Below are 11,725 nucleotides of genomic sequence, written 5' to 3' on the forward strand. Positions count from 1 at the left end.
CTGTATATACAGGAAGATGGCGGTGCTTGATTCCATGATGTTCGCAGTCGCCCTTGCAGTTGCAGCTATACCTGAGGCTCTTGGTTCGATAGTTACCATCGTGCAGGCATTTGGCACCCAGAAGATGGCGAAGGAGAATGCGATCATCAAGAACCTCAAGGCGGTTGAAAGTCTTGGATGCGTGTCAGTCATCTGTTCAGACAAGACCGGAACACTTACACAGAACAAGATGACCGTGCAGGAGATATATCTGGATGGAAAACTTTACAAGCCGGAGGAGCTTGATTCCCATAACCAGCTCCACAGGTATCTGCTATATGATGCGGTTCTCACCAATGATTCCAGCATAGTGGATGGAAAAGGAATAGGAGATCCGACGGAATATGCATTGCTTGAGATGTTCCGTCAGGTCCACATGATGCCAGGCATGGAGACGGATGGTACAGGTATCTCTGTTCCTGCGGAGGCTGTAAAATGGAGTCTGAAGGAGGATGTACTCAGGGACTGCATGGACAGAATGGAGGAGGTTCCGTTCGACTCGGACAGAAAGCTTATGAGTACAAAGTATCTGCTTCATGGGGTTCCGACCATACTCACCAAGGGTGCTGTGGATGTGCTGCTTGACAGATGCGTGAGCGTGAGATACAGCGATGGCGTAAAGCCTATGACAGATGAAGAAAAAGCGAAGATCAAGGCTCAGAACAAGGCATTCTCAGAGAATGGCCTCCGTGTACTGTCATTTGCATATAAGGAAAGTGATGAGGTACTGGGAGTTGATACTGAGTATGGATTTACATTCCTTGGACTTGTGTCCATGGTGGATCCGCCACGCCCGGAGTCTATGGCAGCGGTTGCCGATGCAAGGCGTGCGGGCATAAAGCCGGTCATGATAACCGGAGACCACAAGATCACAGCGGTTGCCATAGCGAAGCAGATCGGAATATACGAAGATGGGGACATGGCACTCACGGGAGAGGAGCTTGACGCTCTGTCTGATGAGGAGCTTGCACGTGACATAACAAAGATATCTGTATATGCCAGGGTGTCACCGGAGAATAAGATAAGGATAGTCGATGCATGGCAGAAGAACGGCAATATAGTAGCCATGACAGGCGATGGTGTCAATGATGCCCCTGCACTCAAGAAGGCAGACATAGGTGTTGCCATGGGAATAACCGGCACGGAGGTGTCCAAGGACGCGGCGGCCATGATCCTCTCAGATGACAACTTTGCAACCATCATCAAGGCTGTGTCAAATGGACGAAATGTATACAGGAACATAAAGAATGCGATACTGTTCCTGCTGTCAGGAAACACAGCTGGAATACTGGCGGTGCTTTACACCTCGATAGCCGCCCTGCCTGTTCCGTTTGCACCGGTACATCTGTTGTTCATCAACCTACTCACAGATTCTCTTCCTGCGCTCGCGATAGGAATGGAGCCGGCTGACCCATCGCTGCTATCAGAAAAACCGAGGGATCCTAAGAAGGGAATCCTGACATCTGACTTTATGGCAAAGATGCTCTCGGAGGGCCTTCTCATCGCTGTAGCGACCATGACAGCATTCCATCTTGGACTGCCGGTAAGTCCGGCAAAAGCCACTACCATGGCATTTGCAACACTGACACTCGCCAGACTGTTCCACGGTTTTAACTGCAGAAGTGAGGAGTCGATGTTTAAGCTTGGATTTAGATCAAATAAATACAGCGTATATGCATTTTTAGCCGGAGTGGCATTTCTGGCTGCGGTCCTGTTCATACCGGGACTTCACAGTCTGTTCAGCGTGGTAAGTCTTGGAGCAGCGGATGTGCTGAAGATAGCGGGACTTGCATTTGCACCAACTGCGATAATACAGATCATTAAGGCCATACAGGATAATAGGAGATAGACATGCTGGAGAATATTACATTTTCATATTTTGCAGAGCAGGTTGTGAGCCATCCGGCGCTTTTGATCGCCGTCCTGCTGACACTTGGAGTAATTCTGGTAAATGGATGGACGGATGCACCAAATGCCATAGCGACGTGTGTGTCTACCAGATGTATAGATGTGGATAAGGCGATAATTATGGCGGCTGCCTGCAATTTCCTTGGGGTGCTTATCATGTCGCTTGTCAATTCAAAGGTAGCCATGACTATCAAGAACATGGTGAATTTCGGCGGTGACACAGACTCAGCTATGATCGCTCTGTGTGCGGCAATGACGGCGATCGTAATATGGGCAATCGGTGCATGGGCATTTGGCATACCAACAAGTGAGAGCCATGCACTGATAGCCGGACTTACGGGCGCAGCCATAGCACTTCAGGGAGGACTGGACGGTGTAAATCCTTCAGAGTGGATAAAAGTAATATATGGTCTTGTGCTGTCAACCGTTCTCGGATTCGCAGTCGGATTTGTGGTGTGCAAGCTGCTCGCGGTTATCTGTTACCGCTTTGACAGAAGAAAGACAAATGCTTTCTTCTCAAAAGCACAGGTGGCCGGCTCGGCGGCGGTGGCATTCATGCACGGAGCCCAGGACGGTCAGAAGTTCCTGGGAGTTCTCCTGCTTGGGCTGTTTCTCGTAAATGGACAGAGCAGTGCAGAAAATGTAATGATACCAATATGGATGATGATACTTTGCTCGGTTGTCATGGGACTTGGAACATCAATTGGAGGAAAGAAGATCATCAAGTCTGTTGGAATGGATATGGTAAAGCTTGAGAAATACCAGGGATTTGCGGCTGATCTGTCGGCGGCACTCTGTATCCTGCTCTCGACGGTATGTGGAATCCCGGTCAGCACCACCCATGTGAAGACGACAGCCATCATGGGCGTGGGTGCTGAGAAGAGGGCATCTGCGATTAACCTCAAGGTGGTGCGTGATATGGTGCTCGCCTGGGTGCTCACATTCCCTGGCTGCGGTGTCATAGGATATGGCATGGCAAAGCTGCTAATCGTGTGGCTGGGGTAGTTTGTAGGTGGTTGAAAATGCAGGCTGAGAAGTGCAAGTGATATTTTGACATACCAATCAGGGGTCGTTCCCACTTAACTTAGCCTGCAGCGGTACTAAGGTGCCGCTTGAGGCTCCACCTAAGGACCGGCGGCTGCGTATTCCCCTGATTTGGTAATGCAAAAATCACTTACACGATTGCAGCGTACGAGTTTTTCAACCACCTACAAACACAGAGTTTTTATTATAAGGAGAAAAACTATGAAGAAGAAAAAGGACGAGTTTTATTTTAAAAATCTGAATACATGTGTGGAGATCTCGTATCAGGCTGCGGAGTTTCTGAAGAACGTAGTCGTGGATTTTTCGGTGGACACCATCAAGGAAAATCTTGATCGTATGCATGAGCTTGAGCAGAAGGCCGATGGCAAGAAACATAAGATGATGACTGTGCTCAGTCAGGCGTTCATAACACCGATTGAACGGGAGGATCTGGTTGCCCTGTCTAACTATCTGGATGATATTACCGATGCTGTTGAGGATGTGTTCCTACAGATTTATATGTGCAATGTGGATACTATCAGAGAGGATGTACCCCAGATGGTAGAACTGCTCCTCGAGTGCATCAAGGCACTGCAGGATGTGATCGGAGAATTGAAGAGATTCAAAAGTTCAAAGACCATTGGGCAGAGCATAATCAGGGTAAATGATCTTGAGGAGCAGGGAGACAGATTGTATGTGGAGAATATGCACAGACTGTACGGTGAGAGTGACCTTAGGACTGTGGTCGTGTGGAAAAACATATATGCCTGCATAGAGAACTGTATGGATGTGTGCGAGCATGCGGCGGATATTGTGAACACAGTGATCATGAAAAATTCATAGGATGAGATTCCTGCAAAAAATAATAGTCAATAGAAATATTTACGAAATATTTTCAGATTGAATTAAAAAATTTGTTATATTTATCAAAAATTAGAAAAAGCAGAATATTCTATTGAATAAAATTAGAGTGAGAATATAATAATCAAAGGGTTAAAGGGTGGTTTGAATATACAGAGTAATTATATCTGTGTATCGAACCTCCTTTTTTGTGAAAAAGGCCCGACATGCGGAGGCTGTATACAGGCATGTATACCAAAGTTATGAATCGTTGCTCCATATGTGCATGATAAATATATAGAAGGAAGACAAAAAAGATGAAATATTTGAAGCAGTTTCTTATAATCCTCGCCATATCCTTTATCGGTGAGATACTTAAGTACATAGTTCCACTACCGATTCCGGCGAGTATATATGGTATGGTTATCATGTTTATCTGCCTACAGACCAAGATCCTCAAGCTGGACGATGTGAAGAGTGTGGGCAAGTTTCTCATAGAGATCATGCCGGTCATGTTCATACCAGCTGGTGTGGGCCTTATGTCGTCGTGGGGAACGCTTAAGCCTGTGCTTGTGCCAGTCAGCGTCATAACGGTGGTCGTCATCATCACGGTCATGCTTGCTTCAGGCTGGGTATCACAGCTTATAATAAGGAGAGACAAGAAGAAGGAGACTGAAAATGAGTGATATGTTTGAATCGTCCATATTTGCAGGGGTGACTATAAGCCTTCTGGCATATATGTTTGGAAGTGTACTTAAAAAGAAACTTAAGATAGCTATACTTAACCCACTGCTGGTGTCCATCATAGTGACTATAGTGGTGCTGGTTGTGGCTGATGTGGATTACGATGTGTACAATGAAGGCGCAAAGTATCTGAGCTGGTTCCTCACACCGGCTACAGTGTGTCTTGCAATCCCACTCTATGAGCAGTGGGAGCTTTTAAAGCACAATTATAAGGCTGTGCTCGGCGGTATAGTTGCCGGAGTTATAACGAGTCTGACTACAGTCCTTGTGTTGTGCAAGGTCATGGGACTTTCCCATAAAGATTATGTGACACTTCTTCCGAAGTCCATAACCACAGCTATCGGAATGGGTGTTTCGGAAGAGCTTGGCGGATATGTGACCATCACGGTTGCAGTCATAGTTGTGACCGGAGTGATCGGCAATATAATCGGAGAGATCGTGTTCAAGATATTCCGTATCAAAGAACCTATATCAAAGGGACTTGCCATGGGATCATCAGCCCATGCCATCGGAACTGCCAAGGCGATGGAGATCGGCGAGGTTGAAGGAGCCATGAGCAGTCTGTCGATTGCAGTTACGGGAATACTTACGGTTATACTTGCATCGGTGTATGCACATTTTATGTAATAGATATAATTGGAGAGAGATATACTTTTCGTATCTCTCTGAGCTTATATGCAGCCATGAGCTGGAATCTGACCTCCGCATTGGAGAGATCATATTCCAGCTCTTCTTTTATTATCCGGAGCCTGTAATTTATCGTATTCCTGTGGCAGAACATTTTCTCAGAGATGTGCTGAACACTGCCGCTGCACTTAAGATATTCGTACAGAGTGTCCGTCAGAGCTGAGTGATGGGTTTTGTCGTACTCTATGACACCACCGAGCTGCTCTGCGATGTCACTGCATTTGTCTGCGATGGATCCGGAGGAAGGGCATCTCAGGATAACTGTCGGATTGCCATCATATACAAATGCATGAAAGACAAGATCTGTATTGTTGCAGACCTTCTGCAGGATATACATGAACTCATCTGTTGCTTCTGTACCGATGGACAGAACGTTGTAGCAGCCGTTGTTGAATCCGGAGCCTTTTATTGTGTCAGCCTGCTCGTCGGTCAGAGAATTCCCCATGAGGATATTCTGGAATGCTGCGGTCATGTTGCCGTCATCCCTAGAGTCTTCAAATATCCTGTTGTAGTAGTCGTGGGTGATATCGAATATCCTTGTGTCCCATGGCATGGTGGACAGCGGGAACGAATATAGGTGACACAGCCTGACGATCTCATCGGTTATGTCCTCCTCAAATATATATCTGCCGGTATTCAGAATAAGTCCGCAGGTTCCCCTCCGTTCAAGAATGTGGATGTGGATATATCCTCTGATATGTATACCCAGCTTACGATGTTCTCCATTCCCTTTCCGCCGGATATCAGGTTGAGGTTGTATTTTCGCTTGGGTCAGCGATACGGCACTTCCGCTTGTACTTATTCCTACAACCTGTGGAACAGGTTCAGAGGGAAATGGATTTGCGGTTCTCACCAATCCGAAAAATGGCGACAAGAAGTCACTCAGATGCAATGCCATCGTGGCAAAGGTATCCATCGTGGATCCGGACTGCATGAAGACTATGCCAAAGCACGTGCTTGCAGCAGTTGGATTTGATGCACTGTGTCACTGCATGGAGGCATACACATCAAAGATCTCACAGCCATTTACAGATGCGCTTGCACTATATGCGATTGATCTTATTGCCCACAATCTTGTGGATGTATATAAGGGCAGAGGAACCCAGGAGAGCTGGGAGAAGATAACACTGGCCAGCACCATAGGCGGTATGGTCATCAACACAGCCGGAGTTACACTGGCTCACGGAATGGAGCATCCGGCCAGCGGACTTAAGGATATAGTTCACGGCAAGGGACTTGCAGCTCTGACACCTGTTATCATCGAGGCATCCTACAAGGGAGATCACTTCAAGTTTGCGAAGATCGCCAGAATATTTGGTGGTATCACGGCGGATGATCTGGCACCGAAGATCAGAACTCTTCTGAAGAATCTTGATCTGGATGTCAAGCTTTCAGATCTAGGAATCGAGGAGAAGGATATTCCTTGGATGGCTGAGAACTGCATGAAGGTTTCGGCGGCCAGCATAGCTAACAACCCTGTGGTATTCACACAGGAGGAGATCGCTGAGATATATAAGAAGGCAATGTAAATTGTAATATAAAGGATAGCAAACCGCTGCAGCCGGATGGGTTTCCGACTGTGGCGGTTTTTATTGTGAATTATAGTGCTTGCATATCTTTTCTAATTCTGCGAAGTTTAAGCAATCATGCCTTCGTTTAAAATATTCGCCGGACATGTATTTGTTGTAAAGAACGTTGGCTTTGTTGACTATTTTGTCGTAATTTTCATTACACCATTGGAGCTCCTGCCTGTAGAGTTGCTTTCTTTTGGCAATTTCAGAGGTATCGTGCTTTCTTATTTTGGTATCTATTCTTGATAATTGGGATGTTTCAACTGGAATCATTCTGCTGAAATTGAGAGCGGCGATGATTTTGCTATTTATAATAATTCGAGAAAAATCAATCCTATCAGACATGTTTTCGTGTTTTGGTTTGAAGGATGTTAATGGTATACAATATTTTTGACCATTACAAGTGACTATAATTCCGATATATGGTCGAGTATGTTTAGCTAGTTGTGGACTTGAGTTGTATATTCTGTCATCTTTGGCGTGTAGATTGCGGATATATTTCATATCTATCCAATATAATTTTAATTCGTGTTTCAATATGCCTCCTTATAAAATGTAAAAGGACTATGCGTACATAGTCCTTTTTATAGTTCACCTGAAAGGTGACGCTATTCTGCTGAATGTCCACTTATATAATTGGCAGGACTCTCCATATGACTATAGAATAGCATAGAACCAGCATTTGTCAAGTTGTGTAAGTATAATAATTTGTTATGGTAAAAAATGCAATAACAGCCAAGGATATTTAACAGAATGTTTATAAAAGAATACATATTGTAAAATAAAGAATTTGTGTTATCTTGTTTAATTGGATTGCAGTTTGTATCAGGGAACTACCTACTGCATGAGACAGACTGCAAATATTAAATATAGATAGAAAAGAGACGATGCGTATGCTAAGAAAGAACAGAGAACTCAGACAGACATCCGAAACATTCCTGCTCAGTGCGATACTTGCGCTTTCGGGGGGATTTCAGGATGCATATACATACAATGCCAGAGATGAGGTGTTCTCCAACGCCCAGACAGGAAATGTGGTTCTCATGAGCCAGCATCTTATGATGGGAGATTTTAAGATTGCATTGAGATACCTTTTTCCGTTGATCGCATTTGCACTTGGCGTGCTGGTGGCGGAGAGGATAAGCCATAGATACAAGAATGCATCCCGCATACATTGGAGACAGATAGTTGTGCTGGTGGAGATCGTGATATTGTTTGCGGTTGGATTCATACCGGTGAGGTTCAATCTGCTCGCCACGATGCTTGTGTCATTTGCCTGCTCCATGCAGGTTCAGACTTTCAGAAAGGTAAATGGCTACGGCTATGCCAGCACGATGTGTATAGGAAATCTCCGAAGCGGAACGGAGAGTCTGTCGGTATACCTCAGGGACAAAGAGCCTGGGGCACTCAGAAAGGCCATGCACTATTATGGAATCATCATCATATTCGCACTTGGCGCCGGAGCTGGCGGCGTGTGCACGCTACATCTGGGGTTCAAGTCGATCTGGATATCCAGTGTACTTCTTATGGTGGCACATCTCATGATGTATAAGGAGAAGAGATAACGCACTGTTTTTATCTGAAGAGTAGCTGGATGTTCAAAATATCACAAAATTATCGCTAAACAGCAAAAAAGCGGCAGAAAGATACAATTTTAAATTATTTTGTATCTTTCTGCCGCTTTTTCATAAAATGCGAAAATATTATGCGCTTACATCCTACCCTCATACACCGCTTCGTTCGTGAACTCGATTCCAAGCTTCTTGAATGTGTTCATATCAACCGCCGACAGTATGGCAGATGTGTGAAGCTGGCATCCGGCAAGCTTTGGAAGCTGCTGCAGAGCAAGCTTGGCATTTGGATCTGATACTGCACACATGGACAGGGCGATGAGAACCTCGTCTGTGTGGAGTCTTGGATTCTTGCTGCCAAGGTACTGAGTCTTGAGCTTCTGTATAGGCTCGATAAATGTTCTTGAAATCAGGTGTGTCTTCTTGTCGATGCCGCCAAGTATCTTGATGGCATTCAGGAGGACTGCTGATGAAGGTCCGAGAAGGTCTGAGGTAGAACCTGTGACGATGGTTCCGTCTGGCAGCTCAAGTGCAGCGGCAGCAGAACCGGTCTCCTCGGCAAGCTTGTTAGCAACAGGGACAACGGCGCGGTCATCCACGGTGATCTTTGCCTGCTTCATGATGAGTTCTTGCTTGTAGACCTCATCCTTTGTAGCCTCGTCTCTGACAAATCTGTTCACGGACTGATAATATCTTCTGATGATCTCCTGCTTTGAAGCCTCCTGACAAGCCTCGTCGTCAACGATGCAGTTTCCTGCCATGTTGACACCCATGTCTGTAGGTGACTTGTATGGGCAGTGTCCGTAGATTCCCTCGAACATAGCCGCAAGGACAGGGTAGATCTCTATATCACGGTTGTAGTTGACTGTGGTCTCACCGTATGCTTCCAGATGGAACGGATCGATCATATTCACATCGTTGAGGTCGGCGGTTGCAGCCTCGTATGCCAGGTTTACAGGGTGCTTGAGAGGAATATTCCAGATAGGGAATGTCTCAAACTTTGCATAGCCAGCCTTCACACCGCGCTTATTCTCATGGTAGAGCTGGGAGAGGCATGTAGCCATCTTGCCGCTTCCAGGGCCAGGTGCTGTGACGATGACGAGAGGTCTGGTAGTCTCAACATACTCGTTCTTGCCGTATCCCTCATCACTGACGATCTTTTCTACGTTGTTTGGATATCCGTCGATTGAATAGTGGTGGTAAACCTTGATCCCTATTGCTTCAAGCTTCTTCTGGAAAACATCCGCAGAAGACTGTCCAGCGTATCTGGTGATTACCACACTGCTCACATACAGTCCCTTTTCTTTGTATACGCCTATAAGTCTGATGACATCCTGATCGTAAGTGATGCCGAGGTCGTGTCTGATCTTGTTGCGCTCTATGTCGGCAGCATTTATAGATATGATCATCTCAGCCTGGTCTGCAAGCTGGAGAAGCATCTGAAGCTTACTGTCCGGAGCGAATCCTGGAAGGACTCTGGATGCGTGATAGTCGTCGAATAACTTTCCACCAAATTCCAGATACAGCTTGTCTCCGAACTGTCCGATCCTCTCTCTGATATGCTCAGACTGCATGGACAGATATTTGTCATTGTCAAAGCCAATTTTTCTCATCTTGTGAATCTCCTTAAACTATAATTGAACAGACATATGGTTTTGTCTGTGTATCTCTTTATGAAATAATGTAATAAGTAAGAATACTTAAATTTATAAAGCGTCCTATAAGAGAATACCACACAGATGGGAGAAAAAACAGAGGAAAGTTCGGCAAAATTGCAAATGTAATAATGTAGTAAATTTTTTCTGTATTATAGTGTTTTATATTGAAAATGATGGATGGATTGGGTAGAGTAAGGGTATGGGAGTAATGCTCGCAAATAGCAGGAACAGGAGGTACAGACATGAGTGCAGATTACATCACAATGACCATACCAAAGCAGAAGAGAATAGCTCTTATCGCCCATGATGCGAAGAAGGAAGAGCTCATCAGATGGTGCGAGGACAACAGGAACATATTGAGCCGGCATGAGCTGTGCGGAACGGGAACCACAGCCCGTATGATAACAGACAGGACAAATCTTCAGGTGAAGGGCTACAACAGCGGTCCGCTTGGAGGAGACCAGCAGATCGGTGCGAAGATTGTTGAGGGAAGGATAGATTTCGTGGTTTTCTTCTCTGATCCGCTCACGGCAGCACCACACGATCCGGATGTGAAGGCTCTGCTCCGTATCGCTCAGGTGTACGACATACCGATGGCGAACAACAAAGCCACAGCGGATTTCATGATCCAGTCCAAGCTGATGGATGAGCCATACGACCATAAGGTCATCAACTTCCAGAAGAATATCGACAACAGGGCGAACACGCTGGGGAAATAATTGTATAGTGATAATGAAGTCTAAGGATCCACAGGATATCTGGCAAATGTCAGCCGACCTGTGGATTTTTTCTATTTTAGGCAGAGATAGTGGAGGGGCCTGGTTCCATCGGCGGTATAATTTTTCCAGAATGTTGTCAAAAAAATTATGTGAATAAAAGGAGCGGCTTATGAGAAGGATGAAATGATTTATGGCATTTGCACTGTCGGCGGCTATGATGCTGACCTCGGTGAATATGCCGGAAGTGACCGCTTGGGCACAGGATACCGGCAAGGTGACATATTATTCAACATGGAGTGCTGCAAAAAATACTGTGGTTAAGAAATAATGAACCACATGGCACTGGATATATAGAATTATAGAGTTACAACACGCGGATGTATTGCAGGATTTGCAATACATCCGTTTTGTATATATAATGGGTTGGATGTAAAACATATTTGTATTGAGGTAAATGCATTTGAAAGTTGCAAAATGGATCATGCGGGCCATAGTTGTTCTGGTGGTCGGAGTCATGCTGACTGCGGTGATCATATCCGCCGGGCTTGGAAGACAGGCGCGTATGACGATGAAAGAAGAAAAAAAGGCAAAAGCGAAAAACTCTTACACAGAAAAAGAGATGACCATAACTGAGAAGTTCCGGGACATTAACATACAGGTGGCAGACGACATGGATGTGAAACTGGTGGAATCCGACGATGACAAATGTCACGTCACATATTTCGATTCGCCCGACGTCATACATTCCGTGACGGTGCAGGATGATGCGCTTGTCATGACCTGTGCCGACAACAGGACATTTGGCTCAGACATGGGCTTTGGAGACGATCCTTATGTCGTGGTGAGTATACCGGAGGGAGAGTATGGAGATATATCCATGACCTCGAAGACGGGAACTCTGGTGTCCAGTGTGCAGATATCCTGTGGGACATTTGAAGTAACTGAGGTGAATGGCGGAGCGTATC

13 protein-coding genes are annotated in these 11,725 nt (G+C 45.6%); 10 read left to right on the top strand and 3 right to left on the bottom strand.

Features of this window, described 5'->3' with window-relative positions; all coding sequences use genetic code 11:
- The 5 genes from ABUA34_RS12465 to ABUA34_RS12485 form a co-directional block, all read left to right on the top strand.
- Positions 1 to 1,888 (top strand): cation-translocating P-type ATPase (locus tag ABUA34_RS12465; RefSeq protein ID WP_349823411.1); only part of this gene is annotated, 1,888 nt, incomplete at its 5' end.
- Between the two features lie 2 nt (positions 1,889 to 1,890).
- Positions 1,891 to 2,952: an inorganic phosphate transporter gene (locus tag ABUA34_RS12470; RefSeq protein WP_015534212.1), complete on the top strand. Its 1,062-nt coding sequence runs from the start codon at positions 1,891 to 1,893 to the stop codon at positions 2,950 to 2,952.
- A 240-nt stretch (positions 2,953 to 3,192) separates the two neighbouring features.
- Positions 3,193 to 3,813, top strand: coding sequence for a DUF47 domain-containing protein (locus ABUA34_RS12475; protein ID WP_015534211.1), 621 nt, complete (start codon positions 3,193 to 3,195; stop codon positions 3,811 to 3,813).
- A gap of 314 nt (positions 3,814 to 4,127) precedes the next feature.
- Entirely contained in the window at positions 4,128 to 4,496 is a 369-nt protein-coding gene (locus ABUA34_RS12480; RefSeq protein WP_022216747.1) for a CidA/LrgA family protein, read from the top strand.
- On the top strand, positions 4,489 to 5,181 hold the full coding sequence (locus ABUA34_RS12485) for an LrgB family protein (RefSeq protein ID WP_349823412.1): 693 nt from the start codon (positions 4,489 to 4,491) through the stop codon (positions 5,179 to 5,181). Before ABUA34_RS12480 ends, ABUA34_RS12485 begins: the two co-directional genes overlap by 8 nt.
- Here the strand turns inward: ABUA34_RS12485 and ABUA34_RS12490 are convergent.
- A complete protein-coding gene (locus ABUA34_RS12490) occupies positions 5,174 to 6,139 on the bottom strand; it encodes a helix-turn-helix domain-containing protein (RefSeq protein WP_349823413.1) in 966 nt (321 codons plus the stop codon). The genes ABUA34_RS12485 and ABUA34_RS12490 overlap by 8 nt on opposite strands.
- Between ABUA34_RS12490 and ABUA34_RS12495 the strand changes: the two genes are divergently transcribed.
- Complete coding sequence (locus tag ABUA34_RS12495; RefSeq protein WP_349823416.1) at positions 6,042 to 6,770, top strand: iron-containing alcohol dehydrogenase; 729 nt, start codon at positions 6,042 to 6,044, stop codon at positions 6,768 to 6,770. The genes ABUA34_RS12490 and ABUA34_RS12495 overlap by 98 nt on opposite strands.
- 60 nt (positions 6,771 to 6,830) lie before the next feature.
- Here ABUA34_RS12495 and ABUA34_RS12500 read toward each other — a convergent pair whose 3' ends face one another.
- On the bottom strand, positions 6,831 to 7,349 hold the full coding sequence (locus tag ABUA34_RS12500) for a type III toxin-antitoxin system ToxN/AbiQ family toxin (RefSeq protein ID WP_118649377.1): 519 nt from the start codon (positions 7,347 to 7,349) through the stop codon (positions 6,831 to 6,833).
- A 356-nt stretch (positions 7,350 to 7,705) separates the two neighbouring features.
- On the opposite strand from ABUA34_RS12500, the gene ABUA34_RS12505 reads away from it, so the two are divergent.
- Entirely contained in the window at positions 7,706 to 8,377 is a 672-nt protein-coding gene (locus ABUA34_RS12505) for a YoaK family protein (RefSeq protein ID WP_349818712.1), read from the top strand.
- Between the two features lie 146 nt (positions 8,378 to 8,523).
- Here the strand turns inward: ABUA34_RS12505 and ABUA34_RS12510 are convergent, their stop codons facing one another.
- On the bottom strand, positions 8,524 to 9,996 hold the full coding sequence (locus tag ABUA34_RS12510) for a DUF1846 domain-containing protein (RefSeq protein ID WP_015534206.1): 1,473 nt from the start codon (positions 9,994 to 9,996) through the stop codon (positions 8,524 to 8,526).
- A gap of 287 nt (positions 9,997 to 10,283) precedes the next feature.
- On the opposite strand from ABUA34_RS12510, the gene ABUA34_RS12515 reads away from it, so the two are divergent.
- The 3 genes from ABUA34_RS12515 to ABUA34_RS12525 form a co-directional block, all read left to right on the top strand.
- Positions 10,284 to 10,760, top strand: a complete 477-nt coding sequence (locus ABUA34_RS12515; RefSeq protein ID WP_349823414.1) for a methylglyoxal synthase — start codon at positions 10,284 to 10,286, stop codon at positions 10,758 to 10,760.
- Positions 10,761 to 10,950: 190 nt separating this feature from the next.
- The gene (locus ABUA34_RS12520) at positions 10,951 to 11,088 is read left to right on the top strand and encodes a hypothetical protein (RefSeq protein WP_015534204.1); all 138 of its coding nucleotides are present in this window, start codon (positions 10,951 to 10,953) and stop codon (positions 11,086 to 11,088) included.
- A 132-nt stretch (positions 11,089 to 11,220) separates the two neighbouring features.
- Positions 11,221 to 11,725, top strand: a 505-nt coding sequence (locus ABUA34_RS12525; RefSeq protein WP_349823415.1) for a DUF4097 family beta strand repeat-containing protein, incomplete at its 3' end; no start/stop codon positions are given.

Source organism: Coprococcus sp. RTP21428st1_C9_RTP21428_210409 (genome assembly GCF_040227395.1).
Classification (GTDB): Bacteria; Bacillota; Clostridia; order Lachnospirales; family Lachnospiraceae; genus Coprococcus; species Coprococcus aceti.

Excerpts from the sequence above, each read along its gene's own strand:
- ABUA34_RS12480 (WP_022216747.1), top strand. The coding sequence starts at position 4,128 with ATGAAATATTTGAAGCAGTTTCTTATAATCCTCGCCATATCCTTTATC.
- ABUA34_RS12505 (WP_349818712.1), top strand. The coding sequence starts at position 7,706 with ATGCTAAGAAAGAACAGAGAACTCAGACAGACATCCGAAACATTCCTG.
- ABUA34_RS12510 (WP_015534206.1), bottom strand. The coding sequence starts at position 9,996 with ATGAGAAAAATTGGCTTTGACAATGACAAATATCTGTCCATGCAGTCT.
- ABUA34_RS12470 (WP_015534212.1), top strand. The coding sequence starts at position 1,891 with ATGCTGGAGAATATTACATTTTCATATTTTGCAGAGCAGGTTGTGAGC.
- ABUA34_RS12485 (WP_349823412.1), top strand. The coding sequence starts at position 4,489 with ATGAGTGATATGTTTGAATCGTCCATATTTGCAGGGGTGACTATAAGC.
- ABUA34_RS12475 (WP_015534211.1), top strand. The coding sequence starts at position 3,193 with ATGAAGAAGAAAAAGGACGAGTTTTATTTTAAAAATCTGAATACATGT.
- ABUA34_RS12490 (WP_349823413.1), bottom strand. The coding sequence starts at position 6,139 with ATGGCATTGCATCTGAGTGACTTCTTGTCGCCATTTTTCGGATTGGTG.
- ABUA34_RS12520 (WP_015534204.1), top strand. The coding sequence starts at position 10,951 with ATGGCATTTGCACTGTCGGCGGCTATGATGCTGACCTCGGTGAATATG.
- ABUA34_RS12515 (WP_349823414.1), top strand. The coding sequence starts at position 10,284 with ATGAGTGCAGATTACATCACAATGACCATACCAAAGCAGAAGAGAATA.